At 62.6% G+C, this 18,538-nt stretch carries 24 protein-coding genes; 10 read left to right on the top strand and 14 right to left on the bottom strand.

The window, feature by feature from the left end; all coding sequences use genetic code 11:
• Positions 1 to 6: 6 nt before the first annotated feature.
• Positions 7 to 225 carry a hypothetical protein gene (locus tag IVA80_RS08345; RefSeq protein WP_247427838.1) on the bottom strand — a complete coding sequence of 73 codons (219 nt, stop codon included), beginning with the start codon at positions 223 to 225 and terminating at the stop codon, positions 7 to 9.
• A 222-nt stretch (positions 226 to 447) separates the two neighbouring features.
• Here IVA80_RS08345 and cysK point away from each other — a divergent pair, with 222 nt between their 5' ends.
• Together cysK and IVA80_RS08355 are read left to right on the top strand one after the other, a co-directional pair.
• Positions 448 to 1,425, top strand: coding sequence for a cysteine synthase A (gene cysK / locus IVA80_RS08350; RefSeq protein WP_247427841.1), 978 nt, complete (start codon positions 448 to 450; stop codon positions 1,423 to 1,425).
• Positions 1,426 to 1,428: 3 nt separating this feature from the next.
• Complete coding sequence (locus tag IVA80_RS08355) at positions 1,429 to 1,668, top strand: BrnA antitoxin family protein (RefSeq protein WP_247427844.1); 240 nt, start codon at positions 1,429 to 1,431, stop codon at positions 1,666 to 1,668.
• Between the two features lie 181 nt (positions 1,669 to 1,849).
• Here the strand turns inward: IVA80_RS08355 and IVA80_RS08360 are convergent, their stop codons facing one another.
• Together IVA80_RS08360 and IVA80_RS08365 are read right to left on the bottom strand one after the other, a co-directional pair.
• Positions 1,850 to 3,274 carry a caspase family protein gene (locus IVA80_RS08360; protein WP_247427847.1) on the bottom strand — a complete coding sequence of 475 codons (1,425 nt, stop codon included), beginning with the start codon at positions 3,272 to 3,274 and terminating at the stop codon, positions 1,850 to 1,852.
• A 200-nt stretch (positions 3,275 to 3,474) separates the two neighbouring features.
• Positions 3,475 to 4,350 carry a DMT family transporter gene (locus tag IVA80_RS08365; protein ID WP_247427850.1) on the bottom strand — a complete coding sequence of 292 codons (876 nt, stop codon included), beginning with the start codon at positions 4,348 to 4,350 and terminating at the stop codon, positions 3,475 to 3,477.
• A 145-nt stretch (positions 4,351 to 4,495) separates the two neighbouring features.
• On the opposite strand from IVA80_RS08365, the gene IVA80_RS08370 reads away from it, so the two are divergent.
• Positions 4,496 to 4,894 (top strand): RidA family protein, encoded by a 399-nt coding sequence (locus tag IVA80_RS08370; RefSeq protein WP_247427853.1) that lies wholly within the window; start codon positions 4,496 to 4,498, stop codon positions 4,892 to 4,894.
• Between the two features lie 49 nt (positions 4,895 to 4,943).
• Here the strand turns inward: IVA80_RS08370 and IVA80_RS08375 are convergent, their stop codons facing one another.
• The 3 genes from IVA80_RS08375 to IVA80_RS08385 all read right to left on the bottom strand — a co-directional run bounded on the left by IVA80_RS08375 (position 4,944) and on the right by IVA80_RS08385 (position 6,551).
• Positions 4,944 to 5,489, bottom strand: a complete 546-nt coding sequence (locus tag IVA80_RS08375) for a hypothetical protein (protein ID WP_247427856.1) — start codon at positions 5,487 to 5,489, stop codon at positions 4,944 to 4,946.
• Positions 5,434 to 5,778, bottom strand: a complete 345-nt coding sequence (locus IVA80_RS08380; RefSeq protein WP_247427859.1) for a hypothetical protein — start codon at positions 5,776 to 5,778, stop codon at positions 5,434 to 5,436. The genes IVA80_RS08375 and IVA80_RS08380 overlap by 56 nt, the downstream gene beginning before the upstream one ends.
• 185 nt (positions 5,779 to 5,963) lie before the next feature.
• Positions 5,964 to 6,551 (bottom strand): formyltransferase family protein, encoded by a 588-nt coding sequence (locus IVA80_RS08385; RefSeq protein ID WP_247427862.1) that lies wholly within the window; start codon positions 6,549 to 6,551, stop codon positions 5,964 to 5,966.
• 254 nt (positions 6,552 to 6,805) lie between these two features.
• Here IVA80_RS08385 and IVA80_RS08390 point away from each other — a divergent pair, with 254 nt between their 5' ends.
• Complete coding sequence (locus IVA80_RS08390; RefSeq protein ID WP_247427864.1) at positions 6,806 to 7,039, top strand: hypothetical protein; 234 nt, start codon at positions 6,806 to 6,808, stop codon at positions 7,037 to 7,039.
• Between the two features lie 5 nt (positions 7,040 to 7,044).
• Here IVA80_RS08390 and IVA80_RS08395 read toward each other — a convergent pair whose 3' ends face one another.
• The gene (locus IVA80_RS08395) at positions 7,045 to 7,347 is read right to left on the bottom strand and encodes a hypothetical protein (protein WP_247427867.1); all 303 of its coding nucleotides are present in this window, start codon (positions 7,345 to 7,347) and stop codon (positions 7,045 to 7,047) included.
• Positions 7,348 to 7,558: 211 nt separating this feature from the next.
• On the opposite strand from IVA80_RS08395, the gene IVA80_RS08400 reads away from it, so the two are divergent.
• A complete protein-coding gene (locus IVA80_RS08400; RefSeq protein WP_247427870.1) occupies positions 7,559 to 7,771 on the top strand; it encodes a hypothetical protein in 213 nt (70 codons plus the stop codon).
• An 8-nt stretch (positions 7,772 to 7,779) separates the two neighbouring features.
• Here IVA80_RS08400 and IVA80_RS08405 read toward each other — a convergent pair whose 3' ends face one another.
• Positions 7,780 to 9,828 (bottom strand): acetoacetate--CoA ligase, encoded by a 2,049-nt coding sequence (locus tag IVA80_RS08405; protein WP_247427874.1) that lies wholly within the window; start codon positions 9,826 to 9,828, stop codon positions 7,780 to 7,782.
• Positions 9,829 to 10,057: 229 nt separating this feature from the next.
• The gene (locus IVA80_RS08410; RefSeq protein ID WP_247427876.1) at positions 10,058 to 10,282 is read right to left on the bottom strand and encodes a hypothetical protein; all 225 of its coding nucleotides are present in this window, start codon (positions 10,280 to 10,282) and stop codon (positions 10,058 to 10,060) included.
• A 303-nt stretch (positions 10,283 to 10,585) separates the two neighbouring features.
• Here IVA80_RS08410 and IVA80_RS08415 point away from each other — a divergent pair, with 303 nt between their 5' ends.
• The 3 genes from IVA80_RS08415 (at position 10,586) to IVA80_RS08425 (ending at position 12,664) form a co-directional block, all read left to right on the top strand.
• Complete coding sequence (locus tag IVA80_RS08415; protein WP_247427878.1) at positions 10,586 to 11,671, top strand: AI-2E family transporter; 1,086 nt, start codon at positions 10,586 to 10,588, stop codon at positions 11,669 to 11,671.
• Positions 11,672 to 11,766: 95 nt separating this feature from the next.
• Positions 11,767 to 12,159 (top strand): NUDIX hydrolase, encoded by a 393-nt coding sequence (locus IVA80_RS08420; protein ID WP_247427880.1) that lies wholly within the window; start codon positions 11,767 to 11,769, stop codon positions 12,157 to 12,159.
• Between the two features lie 145 nt (positions 12,160 to 12,304).
• On the top strand, positions 12,305 to 12,664 hold the full coding sequence (locus IVA80_RS08425) for a hypothetical protein (RefSeq protein WP_247427882.1): 360 nt from the start codon (positions 12,305 to 12,307) through the stop codon (positions 12,662 to 12,664).
• A gap of 105 nt (positions 12,665 to 12,769) precedes the next feature.
• Here the strand turns inward: IVA80_RS08425 and IVA80_RS08430 are convergent, their stop codons facing one another.
• From IVA80_RS08430 to IVA80_RS08445, 4 genes are all read right to left on the bottom strand, one after another.
• A complete protein-coding gene (locus tag IVA80_RS08430; protein ID WP_247427885.1) occupies positions 12,770 to 13,054 on the bottom strand; it encodes a Zn-ribbon domain-containing protein in 285 nt (94 codons plus the stop codon).
• Positions 13,055 to 13,242: 188 nt separating this feature from the next.
• Positions 13,243 to 13,482 (bottom strand): hypothetical protein, encoded by a 240-nt coding sequence (locus tag IVA80_RS08435; RefSeq protein WP_247427887.1) that lies wholly within the window; start codon positions 13,480 to 13,482, stop codon positions 13,243 to 13,245.
• A gap of 154 nt (positions 13,483 to 13,636) precedes the next feature.
• On the bottom strand, positions 13,637 to 13,879 hold the full coding sequence (locus tag IVA80_RS08440; RefSeq protein WP_247427889.1) for a hypothetical protein: 243 nt from the start codon (positions 13,877 to 13,879) through the stop codon (positions 13,637 to 13,639).
• Positions 13,880 to 14,510: 631 nt separating this feature from the next.
• Positions 14,511 to 14,681, bottom strand: a complete 171-nt coding sequence (locus tag IVA80_RS08445; RefSeq protein ID WP_247427892.1) for a hypothetical protein — start codon at positions 14,679 to 14,681, stop codon at positions 14,511 to 14,513.
• Positions 14,682 to 15,380: 699 nt separating this feature from the next.
• Here IVA80_RS08445 and IVA80_RS08450 point away from each other — a divergent pair.
• Complete coding sequence (locus tag IVA80_RS08450; protein ID WP_247427894.1) at positions 15,381 to 16,049, top strand: hypothetical protein; 669 nt, start codon at positions 15,381 to 15,383, stop codon at positions 16,047 to 16,049.
• A gap of 877 nt (positions 16,050 to 16,926) precedes the next feature.
• Positions 16,927 to 17,757 carry a hypothetical protein gene (locus IVA80_RS38565; protein ID WP_346347977.1) on the top strand — a complete coding sequence of 277 codons (831 nt, stop codon included), beginning with the start codon at positions 16,927 to 16,929 and terminating at the stop codon, positions 17,755 to 17,757.
• Positions 17,758 to 18,103: 346 nt separating this feature from the next.
• On the opposite strand, the gene IVA80_RS08460 is transcribed toward IVA80_RS38565, so the two are convergent.
• The coding region (locus IVA80_RS08460) for a hypothetical protein (RefSeq protein WP_346347978.1) at positions 18,104 to 18,538 on the bottom strand (435 nt) is incomplete at its 5' end.

Here is an 18,538-nt window from a genome sequence, read left to right on the forward strand (position 1 = left end):
CAGGCGTCAGTTGCAGACGAATTGTTGCTTGACGGCGTGCTTGGTCACGAAGCCATAGCCGCAGGTGTCGCAGGTCCAGAGATAGCTGATCACGTGGTCCGAAACGTAGGCGGAAGCTTCGGCGGCGACCATGGAATCGGCGCAGACCGGACAGCTCGGCAATTCGCTGCAACGCGGATCGCGGCTCGGTACGACGGTCGACAACACTTCAGCAATCGCTGACATCGTGGTGACCTTCCTGCTTGAGACCTAAGTCTAACATAAGCAGAATCAGTTGACGAGGTCGCAACACAAATGCGTTGGTTTTCTGATAATTACAGCTCACGCGATTTTGCGATGCAGCGTATTTAACATGTACCGCATTGTCGCTTGCGTGTCGTCCCAAGCTGTTCGTAACTGCACAAGAGCCGCTACAGAAGCGCGAATTGTCGCCACAGGGAGTTCATCATGGACGCATCGTCCAAGACGGGTGCACCGCACCAACCCGGCCGCGGCCGGATCTACGACTCGATCGTCGAGGCTTTTGGCGACACGCCGATCGTGCGGTTGCAGCGGCTGCCCGGCATGCACGGCGTGAACGCGACGATTTTGGCGAAGCTTGAGTATTTCAATCCGGCCGCAAGCGTGAAGGACCGCATCGGTGCGGCCATGATCATCGCCATGGAGAAGGCTGGCATCGTCAGGCCCGATACCGTGCTGATCGAGCCGACCTCCGGCAATACCGGCATCGCGCTGGCCTTCGTCGCGGCCTCGCGCGGCTATCGGCTGAAGCTGGTGATGCCGGAATCCATGTCGATCGAGCGGCGCAAGATGCTGGCTTTTCTCGGCGCAGAGCTGGTGCTGACGCCGGCGGCACAGGGCATGAAGGGCGCGATCGCGACCGCCGAGGAGCTGTTGAAGACGACGCCGAACTCGGTGATGCCGCAGCAGTTCAAGAACCTCGCCAATCCCGAGGTGCACCGCCGCACCACCGCGGAGGAGATCTGGAACGATACCGGCGGCAATATCGATTTTTTCGTCGCCGGCGTCGGCACCGGCGGCACCATTACCGGCGTCGGCCAGGTGCTGAAGCCGCGCAAGGCCTCCTTACGCGTCGTCGCGGTCGAGCCGGAGGAGAGCCCGGTACTATCAGGCGGCCAGCACACGCCGCACAAGATCCAGGGCATCGGTGCGGGCTTCGTACCCGACATTCTCGACCGCTCCGTGATCGACGAGATCGTGACGATCAACTCGACGATTGCGATCGAGACCTCGCGGGCGCTGGCGCGGCATGAAGGCATTCCCGGCGGCATCTCCTCGGGCGCCGCGATCGCGGCGGCGCTTCAGATCGGCAAGCGGCCGGAAGCTGCGGGAAAAACAATCCTGGCGGTGGTGCCGTCCTTCTCCGAGCGGTATCTTTCGACGGCTCTGTTTGAGGGAATCTAGGATATGGCGGATCAACCGAGGCGGCCGCGCACGCTTGGCAATGCGAGGACGGAGGCCGAGGCGGCGTTCAAGAAGGTGACCACCAAGGTCGCCGTGGTGCCGCCGAAGCAGAACGTGGCGCCCGGGATCAAGCAACAGGTCACGCTGCGCATCGACCAGGACGTGCTGGAGCATTTCCAGGCGGGCGGCCCCGGCTGGCAAGACCGTATCAACGACGCGCTGCGCAAGGCGGTGGGGAAGTAGGCGCAGCGGCCGTCTCCGGACGATGCTTTCGCATCGCCGGGAGAACCATGAAGGTCACGTTGAAGCCGCTCGGCCTTCATCCTTCAAGACGCTTGCTGCGCAAGCTCTTCAGGATGAGGGATGAGATGAAACAAGCCCGGCGTGAGCCGGGCTTTTGCGTTGTGTGACTGCGCTCGGGGCCTCAGCGGCGGAACATACCGCCCATCATGCCGCCGACGACGCCGCCCACGAAGGCCGCGCCGGGATCGCCGCCGCCACTGCGGTGGGGCGCCGGTGCACTGCTCTGGGCGGGGGCCGGGGCGCTGGCGCGTCGGGCCGGCTTGGCACTGTCGTCGCTCGCCGTCGGCGTGGTGGCCACGATCTCGGAGAGCAGGGCCTTGTGCTGGAGCTTGTTGAGGTAGCCCGTCGACGGATAGCCGCGGGCCGCCTGCCAGCGCTTGAGCACGGTCCGGATCTCTTCACTGAACGCACCGGTGACCTTGGTATCGAAGCCAAGCCCGGTGAGGCGACGCTGCACGTCGCGGCGCTGGCCCTTGTCGAGGCCGATCTGGTCCTCGGTGAGCTGACTGGCGTCATCGGTGAAGGTCGCGGGATCGACACCGGCGTTGAGGTTGCGGGTCGTGGTCGACGGGCCGCTCTTGATCGCGGCAAGCCGCGCCAGCGCGAGCGCCTTGAACTGGCCGTTCGGGTAGGCCGAGAGATAGGCGTTGAGCTCTTCCGGCTTGTTGGACTCCTTGACCGAGCGCCAGTATTCGAGCTCGACACCGTCCGAACTGCCGCTGGTCGCCGCCGGCACGATGCCGGCCGTCGGCGCCGCGTTGGCAATTTGGGTCGTCGGCGCCTGATTGAGATAGACCGCGCCGATCAGGTTGGTGTGGCCCCAGGGCAGCTGGCCCTTGTGGGTCTCCTCGTTGACCTGGGCGCGCACCGACGTCATCGCCTGCTGGATCTCGATGCCAGGCTTGGTGATGTTGTCGATCAGCGCACGGGTGAACGGGCTGTTATTGCCCTCCTGGCCGTCGAGCGCGGTCTGGCCCGGGCCGGTCGCGAACGCGATCAGCGTGCCTTCGCCCGACTTCATCTCGGCAAGACCACTCTGCACGTTGACGCTGCGGGTCGCCGAGTTCGACTTGATCTTGGCGGCGAACGGATTGTCGCGGCAAGCATCGAGGAAGACGAGCTTGACCTTGGCGTCGCCCATGGTCTGCTCGAGCGTCAGGTCGATATTGATGGCTGCGCCGAGCTTGACGTCCATCTCCGACTTGATGTCGGCGTCGACAGGCAGGAGATAGTTGCTGCCGCTGACGGCGATGCCGTGGCCCGCGTAATAGAACACTGCGACGTCGGAGCCTTGCGCCTTGCGGCCGAAGTCCAGGAGCTTCTCCGTCATCTGGTCACGGGTGAGGTTGGATCCTTCGATCACCTCGAAGCCGACATTGCGCAGGGTCGCCGCCATCGCCTTGGCGTCGATCGGCGGGTTCGGCAATTGCGCGACGTTCTTGTAGGAGCCGTTGCCGACGACGAAAGCGACACGGCGGTCGGCCTTCGCGGCACTGACCGACAGTGCCATGCACATCAGCGAAGCCAGGAGGGTGAGATAGCGCATCTGAAATCCCCAGAATCGAATTGCAGGCAGCAACAAATTGGCAACGAACTTACACGAAGTGCCCGACTTCGCGCCACCAAAACGGCAGCACGTCGCATTCAACCCGCCGCTGTGTGGCCGAATGTGCACGATGGAATGCCCCTCCACCGTGATCCAAATCACACGGCCACCTGGTTTTGTCGCGCGAGGCGGCGCGAGGTTCATTGCGCGCGGGCGGGAACCGCTGACGCCGGCTTCAAATTCAGGAGATTGCCGCATAGGATCAGCGCTGCACCGAGCACGGTCCAGGCATCGAGCCGCTCGGAATACAGCAGCCAGCCGGCTGTTGCGGTCAGGGGAACCCGCAGGAAGTCCATGGGAACGACGATCGTTGCGTCCGCATAGCGCATCGCGCTGGCGAGGCAGTAATGCGACAATGTCCCGCACACGGCGATAACGCCCATCCAGGCCCAGATATAGGCCGACGGCCAGGTCCAGACGAACAGCGTCGGCACGAAGCCCGCGACCGATTGCACCACGATCATCCAGAACAGGATCGACAGCGCGCTCTCGGTGCGGGTCAGCGATTTGACCAGCGCCATGGACACGCCAAAACCCATAGCTGCGCCGAGCGCGATGAGCTGGCCCGGATTGATCTCGCCGGTGGCGGGGCGGACGATGACGATCACGCCGACAAGGCCGAGCACGATGGCGACGATCTTCCACGGCGTCATGCGTTCGGACAGGAAGCTTGCCGCCAGGATCGCCGTCCAGATCGGCATGGTGAATTCGATCGCCACCACCTGGCCGATCGGGATCAGCGTCAGCGCGAAGAACCAGCCGAGCTGGGCGATATAGTGCACGAGGTTGCGCCCGATGTGCTGCGGCAGGCGCGACGTCCTGAGCACCTTGAAGCCGCCGGCGCGGTAGATGATCGGCGAGAGCAGGACGAAGCCGACCAGCGATCTCACTTCCATAATCTGAAAAACGTTGAGCTCGCGCGTGGTCTCGCGCCCGGCAACCGCCATGACCAGCATCAGCGACAGCCAGCCGGCCATCCACAGTGCGGCCATGGTTTTGGACGGTATCGTGTTCATCGGGGCGAGCGGGAAGCTGGGATCCTGAGGGAGCGCCGGTATCGGCGACATAGCCGCCGTTTGCAACGGCCAAATCTGCGGATGCAGCGATGCAGGGCGGCGTGCTAAGGCTTCAGCGAACAACAGAAAAGGGAGAACTTCGCTCATGCGCATTTTGCAGCCGGCCGAATGGAAAAAACCGCGCGGCTTTTCCCACGGCGTGGTGGTCGAAGAGCCGGGCCGCTGGGTCGTGCTGGCGGGGCAGACCGGCGGCGACGAGACCGGCAATTACGCGCCTGACATGGCGGCGCAGGTCGCGACCGCGCTGAAGCGGATCATCAAGCTCTTGGCGGAGGCCGGTGCCGGCCCCGAGCACATCGTCCGCCTGACCTGGTATCTGACCAGCCGCAGCGAATATGAGGCGGCGGGCGCCGGCATCGGCGCGGCCTGGAAGGAGACGCTCGGGCGTAATTTTCCGCCCTCGACGCTGCTCTACATCGGCGGTCTCGTGGACGACCGGGCCAAGGTCGAGATCGAGGTGACGGCGTTCGTGCCGAACGCATAAAAAAGACCCGGCGAGGTCGCCGGGTCGATTGTCGTTTGCTCGTATCGGCTTAGCGCGACAGCGAAATGTTTGCGCCGCGAAACTGACTGTCCGCGCGCAACGTGACGTTCTGCTTGTTGCCGGTCGTCTTCAGCGAGATATTGGCGTTGAAGCCCGCGGCGGAGGCGACCAGCTCGTAGTTTCCTCCGGCGCCGCGGCCCTGAAGCGAGCCGCTGATGTTGCGGCTGGCCTCGGACCAGCTGCCGGCGATGGCGCTGCCTTCGGCCTTGACGTTGGCTCCGAGGTTGAACTTGTAGGCGTCGCTGGCGCAGGTCAGCGACATCTCCATCGTCGGTCCGATCGGGGCGTATTTGGCCCGACAGCGGATCCGCTCGGTCGAGCCATCATCCAGCGTGACGGTGCCTATGCCGCTCCAGCTCCCTGCCAGCGGAGCGAACGGGCCGGACTGGGCCTTGCTCTCAGAGTTGGCGATCCCGGCCGCAAACAAAACGCCGGCCGCGATCAGCAGCCGCCGGCTTAGGACTCTGATCCCGAATTGCTTACTGGCGCGATGCTTCCCACCGCCCGCTGCACGGTATGCCTGCAGATGCTCCATTCCACTTCCCCGATCCGGCGTTGCCGCTGAGTTGACCGTTGGCATATGCACCATTGATCGAAACTTTCACAAGACCCTCACGGCCGATGGTGCCGGAAACGTTAGCGCCGGGAGCGCTGATCTTGCCGTCGGCAACCGTCAGCATGGAGCTCGCAGTCGGCTCGCACGAACCGCTCTTCGTGACGATGGTGACCTGCCAGTTGCCGTCATAGGGGGTCTGGGCGAAAGCGGGAGTGGCGAGGGTGATAACGGAAGCGGCACAGAACGCCGCAATGCGACCAAAACGCATGAATTTCGTCCTTGAATCTGTCTGATATACTGACCCTTATTCGGACGAAATGTGACGGAAATTTGTTGCAATGCCAAATCGAAAATTGTTCCCGTGGAAACAATGGTTTATTTGGGTTTCCAGCTGCAATTTTTAAAGCAGAATCAACGCCCCTTCACGTTAAGGGTAAACGTCAGGAGAAGGACTCAGGAAATGCTTGGCGCCGAGGTCGCGAACTGCTCGTCCTGAATCTTGGACGGCAGCGCCTTGTGGACCTTGGCGTAGTCGATCACGTCGGCCAGCAATTTGAGCCCGAGCGGCGCGAGCGCGCGCTCCCAGAGTTCGCGGGCCGTCTCGCCCCTCTTCACGAAGCACCAGTCCTGGGCGGCGATGGCGCCGGCGTCCATGCGGTCGGCAAGATGATAGATCGTGCCGCCGGCGATTGGATCGCCTTCCTTGATGGTCCATTCCACGGCGGCCTTGCCGCGGTGACGCGGCAGGAGTGAGGGATGATAGCCGATCCCGCCGAGCTTCGCGGCCGCCAAGGCGTCCTTGCCAATCCGGGCATGGCTGTGGGCGGTGATGATCAGGTCGGTATCGGGGGCGATTTCGGAGGCCACCACCAGCTTCGGATTGGCCTGGATCACCACCTCGATGCCGGCCGCCTTGGCGGTTGCGGCTAGGCGATCCTCGGCATCGGCCACGACGACCCGCACGATCGAGACGCCGTGCTCCCGGAGCATGTTCAGGGTGGTCACGCCGAAATGGCGGGAGCCGACGAGGGTGATGCGCATGGGTGTCCGATCTGTCTCGCAACTGCGTCATCCCCCGATAACACGTCAGGACATCCTGTCACCACCCGCGGAGCGTTTGCGGCGGTTATCAACAATGCGTCATGCCGGCCGTCACGACATCATCGAACGGTAACACGTTCTCAACCTGCTTGTCGTATCGACGAATCCGTCGCGGACTTGTATTGCGTACCGCGACACCAAAATGTCCCGCCGGCGTGGGTGCGCCGCGCGGGCTTTTTGCCGGGACCGATATCATGCCGAGCGCAATTGAGCAGATCGTGGACGCCTATGTGCGGCTGAAGAACCGCCGCGGCCTGGACGAGTTGATGATGCACAGGCAGCGGCTCGCGGTCGATCTGAAGAGCAGGTCCGGCTACGATTTGAGCCTGCCGATCGGCAAGCTCGACGAGGAGATCGCGATCATCGAGGAGGGGCTTAGCCGGCTGAAGGCGGGGTCCGCGGATCTCGGTGCGACGCGTCCGATCTGACGCGCTCAGTCGCGCCGACCACCGTCGATGACGGTGAACAGCGGCCGTGCCGGGGTCGGCTCGACCAGCAGCTCCTCCACCAGCGCGGCTGCCGCATCGACATATTTGCGCGTCGGCTTGTCGAGCTCACGTTTTGCCTCGTCGTCGAGCGCAACCTTTGCGGCCTCGACCAGCTTGCGCATACGCGCTGCATGGTCGTCGCCCGCCGTCAGCGTCGCGCGCGCCAGCGAGCGCAGCACGAACAGCTCGCCATCGAGGCGGAGCAGGCGGTCGTTGAGCCTGGAGAGGACGGCGTTGAGGTCGGCCATTGTGCTGCTGTTGTCGCGAAAGGATCCATCCTGATCTAGCGGCGATCGGTGAACGGAGTCCAAACGCCATTGGCGCAATTGGGTTGATCTGCGACGCCTTCAGTCAGCAGAGGTGCCGCCGATGTGAGACATCGTGACGTTGCGGATGCATCGTCCCGCCGCGGTTCCCGCACCACATGGGAGGCCTGGCTGGACGTCTGGAGCACGTGCGATGCGGTCTGTCCTGGTTCTGGTTCTGTTGATGTCAACAAGTGCGGCGGCTGCCGCAGCACCGGCGCATCACGCCCGCGCGCGGCATCACGTGGTCGCCCGTCCGGCGGAAGATGCGCCCGTGCCGCCCGGCTGGTACAAGTTTCCCGGTCGTCCGCCGATCCCGCCATCGGAGAACAGGAATCTCGATCCCTCCAATTTCGGCGGCGGTTGATCGCCCGCTCACGCCGTCGTTCTGGCGAGATAGTCGCGCGCGAAAGCGAGATACCAGTCGAGGCAGGCGGGATTGGCCATCGCCTCCTTGTTGATGACCTTCTCGACGGGCTGGCCGAGCAGCAGCTTCTTGATCGGCAGTTCCTGCTTCTTGCCCGAGAGCGTGCGCGGGATCTCGGCGACGGCAAAGATCTCGTTCGGCAGGAATCGCCGGGAGAGGCCGGTCTCGATCGCCTTGTTGATCTTGGCCTGCATCGCAGCGTCGAACGCGACGCCATCGCGTAGCACCACGAACAGCGGCATGTAGCTGTCGCGGCCGAGATATTCGAGGTCGACGACGAGGGAGTCGAGCACTTCCGGCAGCGTCTCGATTGCCGAATAGAGTTCGCTCGTGCCCATGCGGAGGCCGTGGCGGTTGATGGTGGCGTCGCTCCGGCCATAGATGATGCAGGAGCCGTCCGGATTGACCTTGAGCCAGTCGCCGTGCCGCCACACCGGCCCGCGGCCGCTGCCGTCGAAATTGTCCGGATAAGTCTCGAAATAGCTGGAGCGATAGCGCGCATCGCCCTTGTCGTTCCAGAAATAGAGCGGCATCGACGGCATCGGCTCGGTGCAGACGAGCTCGCCGACCTCGTCGATGACGGCGCGGCCCTGGTCGCTGAAGGCTTCGACGGCCGCGCCGAGCAGACGGCATTGCATCGCGCCCGGCGTCTGTGGCAATTCGCGGTTGCCGCCGATGAAGGCGCCGGCGAAATCTGTGCCGCCGGAAATGTTCGCCCACCAGATGTCGGCCTGCGCCTTGCTGCCGTTCGTCTTCGACAGCGCTGCGAAACGTGCGTTGAACCAGGCTTGCGTGTCGGCGCTGAGCGGCGAGCCGGTCGAGCCGAGGCAGCGCAGCTGCGACAGGTCGCCGGCGGCGGCGAGATCGACCTCGGTCTTGGCGCAGTTGGCGAAGAACGCCGCGCCCGCGCCGAAGAAGGTCGCTTCCGACTGCGCCACGAAGCGCCACAGCGTGGTCCAGTCCGGCTTGTCCTTGGCGCCGCCGGGGCTGCCGTCGAAGATGCAGCAGGTGGTGCCGCCGAGCAGGCCACCGACTTGCGAATTCCACATGATCCAGCCGGTCGAGCTGTACCAGTGATAACGCTCGCCGAACGAGTTTTGGTGATAGGAGCAGCCGATGTCGTTGTGCAGGCCGAGCAGGGCCAGCACCACGATGACGATGCCGCCATGGCCGTGCACGATCGGTTTCGGCAAACCCGTGGTGCCGCTGGAATAGACGATCCAGAGCGGATGATCAAATGGCAGCCACATCGGCTCGAACGCGTCGATCGCGGCGCTTGTCCTTGCGAGAATGTCGGAGAGCAGGGCGTCCGGTGCGACAGGCGCATCGGCCTCGCTGTGCAGGATGACGTGCTCGACTGTCGGGAGCGATCGCCGGAGCTCGGCAACGACGTCGCGCCGATCATGCCGCCGGCCGGCATAGGTGACGGTGTCGCAGGCGATCAGCACCGTTGGCTCGATCTGCTTGAAGCGGTCGATCACGGCGGGCGCCGCCATGTCGGGCGCGCAGACGCTCCAGACCGCGCCAATGCTGGCGCTCGCGAGAAAACCGACGATGGTCTCGGGGATGTTGGGCAAATAGGCCGCGACGCGGTCGCCGGGCTTGATACCCCGGTCCTTCAGATGCAGCGCGAGCGCAGCCGTTTTGCGCCGCAGCTCCGGCCAGCTCGTCTCCTTCAGCCTGCCGTCCTCACCGCCGCTGACGATCGCAGGCAGGTCCGCGGCGTCGGCGGCCTCGACATGCCGAAATACCTGCCGGGCATAATTGACCTGCGCGCCGGGAAACCACACCGCGCCGGGCATCTTGCGCTCCGTGATCACGGCCGCGAACGGCGTCGGCGATTGCAGATCGTAATAGTCCCAGATGCTGCGCCAGAAGCCGTCGAGATCGCGCACCGACCACTGCCGCATCTCTTCGTAGCTCGCGAAGGAAAGGCCGCGCTGCTTGGCGAGCCAGTTGCGGTAGAGGGCGATCTGAGGAACGAAAGGAGCAGTCATTGCGTGTCGGTTTCAGTTGCGGCGGGCAGGAGAGTTTAACCCGTGTCACGGCATAGCAGAAGCGACGGTTCTTCCACATAATACTGACCGCGGTAAATGGTCCTGGCGTTCGCCAGCGGGAATGCTGGAGAGGTGCGCCACCGGTCCAACGGACTCATCATTGCGAACTGGGACCGGCATTGAGGAGCCGACGCGCGCTGAACAAACAGTATGCATCAAGGGCGATGGCTCAGCCTACCCCCGCCCATCGCCTCCCGAACACGGGCGGCTTCGTCTTCACAGCTTCCCAGCCGAAGAAATGATGCTTGCCGGACCATTCATGCACCACGCCGCTGCAGATGCTGCATTTGAAGCGGCCGGCGTACGGCTCGGTGTGCTCTTCGCGGGTCGCACTGTAGCTCACACCGCAGCCGGGGCAGGTGAATTCTTCGATTGTCCAGATGCTGTTGGCCATTGCACCGAAAGTGTTTTTGCGACGTCGAGGTCAAGCTTAGATGCGATGCTTTGCAGCGGCGTAAATCGGTAGGCTGAAATCCCGTTAATGGCCGTTAGGCAAATCCGGCCGGCTATGAGCCTCCAACTTGGGAGCGTGATGAGCGCCGGCCAGTCCGAATTGCGCCGCCGGTGGGCGTGAACGACCACTTCCAGGGCGCTGTTCAGCCCCCGGTCCCCCGTCGTCTTGACGCCGGATGCGCGGCTGGCAATAACGCTGGACCGCGCAAGTGCCGGAACCCGCGTCAATGCCGCAAGGAAAGCCGTGCCCGTGAAAAGTCTCCGTCAACTCCTGACTGGAGAGGACATCATCCAGCTCCTGATCCGGGTCGGCCTGCTCGGCCTGCTGATCATCTGGACCTTCCTGATCATCCGCCCGTTCGTGCCGATCCTGGCCTGGAGCGGCGTGCTCGCGGTGGCGTTCTATCCGGCCTTCAGCTGGGTCGCCAAGATCCTCGGCGGCCGGCCCAAGACCGCAGCCGCCATCCTCACCCTGATCACGCTCGGCATTGTCCTCGGTCCGGCAACCTGGCTCGGACTGAGCGCGGTGGACGGCGTGCGGGAGCTGGCGCACCAGCTCGGGACCGGCGATCTCGCGCTGCAGTCGGCGCCGGAGCAGCTCAAATCGTGGCCGGTCGTCGGCCTATGGCTGTTTGACCTCTGGGAGCAGGCCTACAACAACATCCGAGCGGTGCTGCGCGAGGTGGCGCCCTATCTTCAGCCACTGGCGGGACCGCTGCTGTCGCTCGCGGGCGATGCCAGCCTGGGAACGCTCCAGTTTCTGGTCTCGGTGTTCGTGGCCGGTTTCCTGTTTCCGCACGGGCCGAGGCTGGTCGAGGCCGGCCGCGGCTTCCTGTTCCGCATCGTGCCCGAGCAGAGCGAGCATTTCCTGGGGCTTGCGGGCGCGACCATCCGCGCCGTGGCGCAAGGCGTGATCGGCGTCGCGATCGTGCAGGCGCTGCTTGCCGGCATCGGCTTCAAGCTCGCCGCCGTGCCGAGCGCCGGCCTGCTCGCCTTCATCGTACTGCTGCTCTCGATCGTTCAGATCGGCGCCTTCCTCGTGCTGTTGCCGGTGATCATCTGGATCTGGACCGCCAAGGACGTCTCCACGGCGCTGCTGCTCACCGTCTTTCTCGTCCTCGTCGGCTTCATCGACACCATGTTGAAGCCGCTGGTGATGGGGCGCGGCCTCACCACGCCCACCATCGTGATCTTCGTCGGCGTGATCGGCGGCACGCTCGCCCACGGCATCGTCGGCCTGTTCATCGGGCCGATCATCCTCTCGGTGGCCTGGGAGATGATGATGGCCTGGATCAGGACCGAGGACCGGGCGGCGGCGAGCAAAGGCTGAGCTTCTCGCACGGGCTGTGATCAAGCGCCCGCGAACTTGTCTATTCAACTCGACAAGTTACGATGGGCCGATTCTGTTTTTGATCTACGGCAGCAATGGCAAAGTCTTCCAAGCTGGTCGCCGCAAAGCGAGGCAAGGTATTGTTGGTCAGACGCCGGTCGGACGGCCTGTGGATGTTCCCGGGCGGCCGCAAGCATTCGCGCGAGTCCGAGAAGGATTGCCTGCGGCGGGAGATCAAGGAGGAACTGCCCAAGCTGAAGCTCGGCAGGATCAGCCTCTGGAAGGAAGTGAAGGCCAGGAACAAGCGCTCCGGTCGCAAGATGAGTGACGCGATCTTCATCGCCAAGGGGGCCAAGGGCAGGCTCGCGATCGGCGACAAGAAGGAGATCGACCGCGCCGCCTGGCAGAAGCCGCGCGGCATCCGCCTGACGCCGACCTCGCGCTACATCCGCGATCACCTGTTTCCGAGGAAGCCGCGGCGCCGGTGAGGAGAGGCCGGCCGCGTCTTCGCGGTGTGGGTACGACAAATCGCCTGTTTGCCCTCAACGCGGCGGTCGCCGCCGCTGGCTGCCCCGCCGTTCATGTGGCATTCAGTGCGACCCGGCCATCGTTCTGCTGTCTGGAGGAAACTCAATGTTGATCGCCACGATCTTCGCTCTTCATGCGGGCGCAGCGCCGCAGATCGCAACTCCCGAACGCGCGTTCGAGGTGCAGTATCGCGTGCCCGTGCATCCGCCGCCGTGCGGCAACCATTGGGACCTCAGCGCCCGCGACGGCATGTGCTATCCGAACGGCTATCTGCCTCCCGAAGACCAGGCCGCAATGCAGGGATACTATCAGCAGCGGCCGCGGCCGTACTATGGGAGCCGCAGGCGTCCAGTGCCGTGCGGGGACGGAGCGGACCTCGATATCCGCGACGGCCTTTGCTACCCGAACGGCACGGTGCCTCAGCAATTCCAGAACAACACCGGCGGCTATTATCGCAGGTACTGAGAGCTCGACACCCGAGAGCCGACAAGCCGCTATCGACAGATCGTCGTGCGAACAGGTCGCACGATGGCCCTGGTCTCGTCGAGGCGGAACCCACGAAGGCGAGCGCTACTCCGATCTGCCCGGCGCTTGCCTGCGGCCCTGGGATGACCGAGACGGCGCAGCGGGGGAATCCGGCACGAGGAGCCTCGCCACCTCGGCCTCGCGCAGCTCCTTGCGGACCTTGCGCGCATTGCGCATCGCGCGCTTGATGAAGGGGTGTTGGGAGTCCTCGGCGAAGAACAGCACGACTTCGCAGCCCGGACATTGCCTGGAATAGCCGTCCTGCAATCGCCCGGCGTGATCGCGAAACACGTTCTTGCACCGCGTGCACTGAACCTGGACCGAACTCATGCGCGGACAACAATGACTGATGGAAATGGATCGACAAGGTGAGCCCGTATATCTGAAGAAAGGCTGAAGGCTGGCTGTGAATTGGCCGGGTGTCTTGCCGCATGCGATATCGGGGGACGAGCGGCCAAGCGCTATCGGCCCTCGCGATAGGCCGCGGGCACAGTTCATCAAAATCGTCCGATCAGCCGCTATTGCTTGGCAGCCAGCGCGTCGAGGCAATGGTTGAGATAGGCGGTACGATCCCTGGGCAGCACCTTGTCGAGATCCGCCTTCAGCGCGCATTCGCGCTGCCGCACCTGCTCGGCCCGGCGCTTCTCGGCAGCCTCCCGATATTCGGGGGCGACCTTGTCGGGGTCGACCAGCGCCTGTGAGCGGGCGGGAGTTGTCACGGCGAGCGCAATGGCGGCGATGATAATGAGCTGTTTCAAATGAGCCTCCGGAAAAAGCTCAGTCTAGCCCTCGGGCTGCGAGAGCTCAAACGGCAAGTTCGGTGAGACGACCGACAGCGCAGCCTGTTCGCGCCGCGTCGCCCAGGGCTGGTGGATTTGGTTCGACGACCTCAAATTGGGCCAGTGAAGTCCGTCACTTCGGGGCGTGGTCGATCTTGTGTCCCAGATGCCCGGTGTCGTGGTCGCGGCGCAATTGGCTCAGCGATGTCTCGTTCAATTGATGCAAGACTTCGCTGAGTTGGGTGGTATCGGGATAACCGGCCGCAAACCCCTTTCCGTAGATCTTGCGCAACGTACCGACCAGCGTGTTGCCGTGCTTCTTGCTGATCGCGCCATCCTTGTCCTGATGGCGGCCATCGAGGCCGGATCCCTTCATGTGTTTCTCCCTGTGCGGCGTCTTAAGCGCCTGGAGAGAGCGTGCTCCCAAACGGGTTGATTGGCAACGGTGCGCGGCAGTTGAGCATCGGTCCGCGCCGTAGCAGAGCACGGTTGGCGTGTTACATAAGCCGGAGCGGAGTCGATGGGAGCCGATACGATGCGCTCTGTTTTGGCCATGGGCCTCTTGATCGTCCTGTGCACGTCGGCAAACGCCGCAACGGTGCATCACGCGCGTGCGCGCAGTCCAGCCGCCGCACGCCATCCTCCGGTCGATCGTTCTGGTACGGACGTGAATTCTCACCCGCGCTTCGCGGTCCCCGGCTGGAGCGATGAAGCAACGCAGCGCTGGCTCATAACGCCTCGTCCAACGTCGGCCGGGGCGGGTAGCCACGGGGGTGTGGAAAGATCGACCGCGCCGTGTGAAGCGGTTCACACGCGATGGTCGAGACCGCTGCTATGAAGGCCTCATTGCTTGACCGATTGATATTTCGAAAACGCCGCAGCGCTCCCACCAGGCGCTGCGGTTTTCATGTCGATCACCGCCACGGCCAGAGCGGGCGAAGCGCGATCGGATGGGCGGGTGCTTTCTGAAAAGCGCCGACGGCGTGGCGTCTAAGAAGGCGTGGCGACTAAGCGGCTTGCTCCTCAAACGAGGTGTAGACCCGGCCGGCCGGATCAACGATCTGAACGTCCCGACAGCCGTCCTCGATAAGTTCCCGGGCCTTCTTGAGGGCGGCGGCGAGTGACAGCCGCTTCAGGCTGACGACGCCCGCCGTGTCGAAACCGCTGATTTCAAACATGCCGCTCCTCCTGTTTTGTTGAATGCTACACTTTTCAGGCGGGTTGTCTCCCGGCTTTTTGGACAGGGCGCCTGGAACATTTTTGCACCAGCACGTCCTGGCGCACCGCCCCGGCCTTGTTGCCGCGATCACACCGAAGAGGCGTCTTATGCCCGGTGCACGATCGGGCGCCGGCTAAAAGCGCGAAAACAACCCCATGCACAGTAGCTAAGTCCTGCCGGCACAATGCCTTCTTGCATCCGGCGGAAAAGCCGTTTGACGCGTCGGGCAAAACAGTGGCATTCTGCCATCTTCGGAAAATCCGCCGCGGACAAAAGCCGCCGACAAAATCTGCTTCCCGGCCTCGGGGAGGGGCGTTTGCACCTCCGTGAGCATGGGCACTTGAAGCGAGGCTGGACACGCCGTCCGTCAGTGGCGTTGCCAGTGCTTTGGCGCTCACAGGGCGTCGCCGCGGGGCCGGGTATTCGGTGGTCCGGAGTGAGCCGCTGTCATTGTGACTCCCCGGGCATTTGAGTCATCTGCATCGCACAGACCCCGTATTCGGCCGGGGTGGCTGGGCCTGCCGGACGGCCAAGCCGCTAACGTGAAATTAAGCCGAAAAGCCCACAATTTTGGGCAGTTGTAGGTGGGTGCTGCGTAGAGGAGCCGTCGCGAGGACGTTCCGGCGTCGGCTTCCTTTTGCTCGCTCATTTGAGGTCAATGCACATGACCACGACATCCGAAACGCAAGGCCTCGTCGACCAATTCGACCCCGCAGCACTCGCGCTCGCAGCTGCAGCACCCGAACCCATAACCCCAGACGCTCCAGTACCGATCAAGCGGGCCAGCCGGAAATCGGTCATGGCGCTGTCGGTGTGTGCCTTGGCGATCAATGGTTCGGCGGCCATCTACACATTGCCGTCCGGTTTTCCGTCGCTGAATGTTGGCAGTCTGGCTGAACTGCTTCCGCGGCAAGAGGCTTCCGCGCCAAAACCGGATCCGATTGTCGCTGCCTTGAAGGATATTCAGTCGGCCCAGCAGCAACATGCCGCCTCGCTGCAGGAGAGCAACTACTCAGTGCAGCAAAATGCAGCTCTGCTGCAGCAGGATTCAATGGTGCTGCTTTCACTGCGACAGAGCATCACGGACGAACGGGGCGATGTGAGGAAGATATCTTCGCAGCTATCCACGCTCATCGCGAAGGTCGACTCGCTGCAAAATGCAATGATGTCGGACGTCACGTCCTCCATTCGAAGAGCGCATGCTCGCTACGGACTGTCCGCAGCGATGCGCAAGCGGATGGCTCGGCAGTCGAAATCCGTAGGGCCTGTTTCGGTTGGAGGAGCGCCGCTGAGTGTGCCGGCTACAATTTCAGCTCCGGAGAGCTGAGGGCACGACGAGTAAATCACTCGGGACTGTGTTCGCGCTGACTTGGCCCGCGGGTTCACGCTGAAGGCTCTCTTGCCCCGAGTTGGAATTGGGGACGGTCGTCAATTCCAGGCCTAGTTTAGTGCACTGTCACCGTTACTGAGGGAATGCAGCTAATCGCTACAAGGCACTACCACCACTGCAATCGAGCCTTGCGAAGAGTTCGAACGGCAAGGCCGGATGTATAGAAGGGCGGACGGGACTTTCGTGCCGATGGTGGCGGGCTCGTTGGCGGAGGATCTCGCAGTCGAACAGTTTGAGGTGTGTTCGAGTGGTTGACTGAGAGCGCAGGGGTATTGTTGTGGCGATAGTGAACTTGCCAAACGATGATCACTCCCGGTTAGCCCGGATGGGGGCGACCGGGGAGGATATGCCCATGACACTCAAAGAAGCGTGCACGGTAGTTTTTCAAGATGCTATTACGCCCGCGACATTGAAGGCGGAGGCGTGTCGCGGAAACCTCGTGATCTGTAAGATCGGGCGGGCGTATTTTGTGACTTGGCGCGATCTGAATGCGATGTGGGAGAAGTGTCGGCTGCAAGCACCGCCTCGCGCGGTCCGAGGGGAGCCCACGGAGAACTGGCCTGAAGAGGTGAGGAGGCCCGCCGCACTGGCAGCGCTGAAATTCAGGGTCGAAGCGCTCAAGGCAGCCGGGAGGAAGAAGCGCTAGACTCGGGCCTCCGGGGCTGTAAGCCGAACGACCATATCGTGCGATCCGCTGGCAGACTGGAAAGGTTTGCTAACTAGGCTCCAGCCACGATTTATCTTGCACCTAAAGTTTAGTCTGTTTCATCATGCGCCCTGCGTACCCAGCTTCAAACATGACATTGGACGCACCATGAAGCAGTTATTCTATTGGTTAGCGGGTATTGGTTTCGGCGGGGCTATCTTCCTGAACGTTTTGATTGCGACTAGCTATTCGCACAACACAGGCGCTCTAAATTTGCTGTCCGTTCTCGGAATCGTGCAGGTGCTTGCGGTTCTGGTCGGTATCTACCTCCTCGGCAAGTGGGCGGCTTCGAAAATGGCCAGACGTGACGAGAGCGGTAATGCGCCCTTTCTGAAGACACCTGAGGTCAAGTCTTTAGAGCCGACTTTGAGCACGAAATGGACGGCGCTCTCGGAATTCGACGGCGAGATAAGAACAGCTGTGCAAACGCTCCGCCCTCACGGTTCCAAATGGGAAACGAAGCTTGCGGAAGCCTTCTTTGCTTTGCAGGAAGATCGACGTTATCTGCAAGGAATAGTTGATAGGCTTGTAGAGCAAGCCAAAGCGGAACGGGCGGAAATTTGGAAAAGGGACTTTCGATATACGGCAAATGGTGAACCCTGTACGGAGGAATCAATCCAAGTGCTGCGTGAAAGCAAGAGCGCGGGTACGAGTTGGCCGTGGAAGGCAAGGGCATTTTTACCGTGCAACTCAATGGCAAGTCGTATCTCTATTCCAATTCCGACATCCTCCGGTTTGGAGATACTCTACGCAAACGTTCTGACCCTCTATGAAAACGAGCAGCGTCAACCCGAATACGTATTGAACCTGCCGTGCTTCACGCCGCGAATGTACCCGCGCGACACGCGCTCTTCCATCTCGCGCTCTAAAAACTCGTTCGCAATCAACAGCACCTTCACAGCTTCGCGTGCGTCACCGCCGCAGGCTGCGATGGCCTGATCGGCGGCAGCTTCCAGAGTCTGCGCGTCCGATTGCAGTTTGTGAGCGGCGCGTTCAGATATGGGGGAACCAACGGTAGAATTACGGTGACAGTGCACTCAACCCGAAAGACTGGCTGAATCCGTGCTTGGCCTAGTTGAATGCACTGTTACCGTAATCCCAAGGCTAAGAAAGGTGTCTAGCTTACCTACTGGCAGGTACATGATTGGTAACGCCACGAAGATCCACACGGCTATCGCCACGAGGCTCACAGTCGCGATGATCGAATCTGGCCGCTTCATTTTCACCCCAATCAACTCAGGCTAACGAGGCGCAACGCGAGGGCGAGCGCAAAGAAGAAGGGCTTCTATCGAGGTTTGACGCACGGGTCGACGGCATAGGCGCATTGCTCGCCGGCCGTGATGAGACCGCCCGTTGGCCCTTGATAGTTGACCGCGGCGACAGCACCGCCGGTCATCACGACGTTGACGTGACAGAAGCGTCGCGAGGAAACCCCGGAAAAGCTTCCGTACGAAGCCGAGCCGCTGGCGACCACCGTGCCATCGCCCGAATTGTAGGACCAAACTTCCGTTTGTCCTTCAGCCGCTTTATTTGCAGGCGGTCCCATGCAGGCCAGCACCTGTTCCTTAGACATGCCCACCATCTGCGCGCGCGCATCTTGGGTAAGCCCCCGGTGAAGGCCGCCTTCCCGGATCGTGCTCAAGCGTGAGATGCTTTGCTCATTAATTTGCAAACAAATGAGCAAACGTGACGACGGTAACGGTTCTATCCGGTCCAGAGC

It is taken from the genome of Bradyrhizobium sp. 139 (assembly GCF_023074175.1).
In the GTDB taxonomy this organism is placed as follows: domain Bacteria; phylum Pseudomonadota; class Alphaproteobacteria; order Rhizobiales; family Xanthobacteraceae; genus Bradyrhizobium.

Excerpts from the sequence above, each read along its gene's own strand:
- IVA80_RS08345 (WP_247427838.1), bottom strand. The coding sequence starts at position 225 with ATGTCAGCGATTGCTGAAGTGTTGTCGACCGTCGTACCGAGCCGCGAT.
- cysK (WP_247427841.1), top strand. The coding sequence starts at position 448 with ATGGACGCATCGTCCAAGACGGGTGCACCGCACCAACCCGGCCGCGGC.
- IVA80_RS08355 (WP_247427844.1), top strand. The coding sequence starts at position 1,429 with ATGGCGGATCAACCGAGGCGGCCGCGCACGCTTGGCAATGCGAGGACG.
- IVA80_RS08360 (WP_247427847.1), bottom strand. The coding sequence starts at position 3,274 with ATGCGCTATCTCACCCTCCTGGCTTCGCTGATGTGCATGGCACTGTCG.
- IVA80_RS08365 (WP_247427850.1), bottom strand. The coding sequence starts at position 4,350 with ATGAACACGATACCGTCCAAAACCATGGCCGCACTGTGGATGGCCGGC.
- IVA80_RS08370 (WP_247427853.1), top strand. The coding sequence starts at position 4,496 with ATGCGCATTTTGCAGCCGGCCGAATGGAAAAAACCGCGCGGCTTTTCC.
- IVA80_RS08375 (WP_247427856.1), bottom strand. The coding sequence starts at position 5,489 with ATGGAGCATCTGCAGGCATACCGTGCAGCGGGCGGTGGGAAGCATCGC.
- IVA80_RS08380 (WP_247427859.1), bottom strand. The coding sequence starts at position 5,778 with ATGCGTTTTGGTCGCATTGCGGCGTTCTGTGCCGCTTCCGTTATCACC.
- IVA80_RS08385 (WP_247427862.1), bottom strand. The coding sequence starts at position 6,551 with ATGCGCATCACCCTCGTCGGCTCCCGCCATTTCGGCGTGACCACCCTG.
- IVA80_RS08390 (WP_247427864.1), top strand. The coding sequence starts at position 6,806 with ATGCCGAGCGCAATTGAGCAGATCGTGGACGCCTATGTGCGGCTGAAG.
- IVA80_RS08395 (WP_247427867.1), bottom strand. The coding sequence starts at position 7,347 with ATGGCCGACCTCAACGCCGTCCTCTCCAGGCTCAACGACCGCCTGCTC.
- IVA80_RS08400 (WP_247427870.1), top strand. The coding sequence starts at position 7,559 with ATGCGGTCTGTCCTGGTTCTGGTTCTGTTGATGTCAACAAGTGCGGCG.
- IVA80_RS08405 (WP_247427874.1), bottom strand. The coding sequence starts at position 9,828 with ATGACTGCTCCTTTCGTTCCTCAGATCGCCCTCTACCGCAACTGGCTC.
- IVA80_RS08410 (WP_247427876.1), bottom strand. The coding sequence starts at position 10,282 with ATGGCCAACAGCATCTGGACAATCGAAGAATTCACCTGCCCCGGCTGC.
- IVA80_RS08420 (WP_247427880.1), top strand. The coding sequence starts at position 11,767 with ATGGCAAAGTCTTCCAAGCTGGTCGCCGCAAAGCGAGGCAAGGTATTG.
- IVA80_RS08425 (WP_247427882.1), top strand. The coding sequence starts at position 12,305 with ATGTTGATCGCCACGATCTTCGCTCTTCATGCGGGCGCAGCGCCGCAG.
- IVA80_RS08430 (WP_247427885.1), bottom strand. The coding sequence starts at position 13,054 with ATGAGTTCGGTCCAGGTTCAGTGCACGCGGTGCAAGAACGTGTTTCGC.
- IVA80_RS08440 (WP_247427889.1), bottom strand. The coding sequence starts at position 13,879 with ATGAAGGGATCCGGCCTCGATGGCCGCCATCAGGACAAGGATGGCGCG.
- IVA80_RS08445 (WP_247427892.1), bottom strand. The coding sequence starts at position 14,681 with ATGTTTGAAATCAGCGGTTTCGACACGGCGGGCGTCGTCAGCCTGAAG.
- IVA80_RS08450 (WP_247427894.1), top strand. The coding sequence starts at position 15,381 with ATGCACATGACCACGACATCCGAAACGCAAGGCCTCGTCGACCAATTC.
- IVA80_RS38565 (WP_346347977.1), top strand. The coding sequence starts at position 16,927 with ATGAAGCAGTTATTCTATTGGTTAGCGGGTATTGGTTTCGGCGGGGCT.